This is a genomic window from Vibrio sp. 661 (assembly GCF_033339315.1).
Classification (GTDB): Bacteria; Pseudomonadota; Gammaproteobacteria; order Enterobacterales; family Vibrionaceae; genus Vibrio; species Vibrio alginolyticus.
The window spans coordinates 1-1,075 of the sequence record NZ_JAWOUJ010000124.1; the positions used below are offsets into that span (position 1 = coordinate 1).

The following is a 1,075-nucleotide window of genomic DNA, read 5'->3' on the forward strand; positions in this document are numbered from 1 at the left end:
ACTAGAAGACAAAAGAGTTGTTATGCAAACTATCACCCAATAGAAGCCGTAAGACTAACATGACGGCAAAGCAAAATAACGTTAAATTCTCAAAAATTGGATTGAAAAGGACCGAATTACCTTAAAATTCGGATCAAATCAAAGAACGATAACGACGTGCTGGACTCTAATGATCTTTCTCAGCTCGAGTTCTAAGTAAAAATCTCATTCTGGTTGTTTGAAGAATGAACTGAGTCACTGAAGATAAAAGGTTTTTCCTGCATCGTGATGTGATTGCTAAGGTAACTATAAATATATGACATTGAATAAACAGCAACTGACATTAAATTGCGATATGGGCGAGAGCTTTGGTTCTTGGAAGATGGGCGCTGACGATAGCGTGATGCCTCATGTCGATATGGCGAACATTGCTTGTGGCTTTCACGCTTCCGATCCGAACGTGATGCATGACACGATTACCTTAGCGAATCTTCACGATGTTGATATTGGTGCGCATCCCGGTTATCCCGACTTACAAGGTTTTGGTCGACGCAGCCTCAGTATGAGCAGCGATGAAATTACTAACATGGTGATCTATCAAGTAGGCGCGTTGCAGGCATTGTGCCGTGCGCAGTATACCGATATCGGTTATATCAAGCCTCATGGTGCCCTTTACAACGATATGATGAAAAGCGATGCGGTTTTTCGAGCGGTCGTTAAAGCAGCCGCACTGTTTAAAGTACCGTTGATGATCCTTGCATCACAAGAGAACGAAAAATATTTAGAAATCGCGGACGATTATGATGTGCCATTGTTGTTTGAGGCGTTTGCCGATCGCCTGTATCAGGATGATGGGATGTTGACACCAAGAACGCACCCAAATGCCGTTTTGAAAGATGAGCTAGCGATTTTAGAACAAGTCAGAACATTGGCTGATTCAGGCCGAGTAAAAACCGCGTCAGGCAGTTATATCTTGTTAGAAGCGGACACAATATGCGTCCATGGAGACAATGAAGAGTCGATCGCTTTGATTCAAAAAATTCGTCAAAGCCTCTACTCCGGAGGAAATTAATGCATCAAACAAAGTTCTCGATTG

General features: G+C 42.6%; 1 protein-coding gene. It reads left to right on the forward strand.

Annotated elements, in window-relative coordinates; all coding sequences use genetic code 11:
* Window positions 1-295 precede the first annotated feature (295 nt).
* A complete protein-coding gene (locus R7P69_RS25145) occupies window positions 296-1,051 on the forward strand; it encodes a 5-oxoprolinase subunit PxpA (protein ID WP_005498854.1) in 756 nt (251 codons plus the stop codon).
* The last annotated feature ends 24 nt before the right edge of the window (window positions 1,052-1,075 follow it).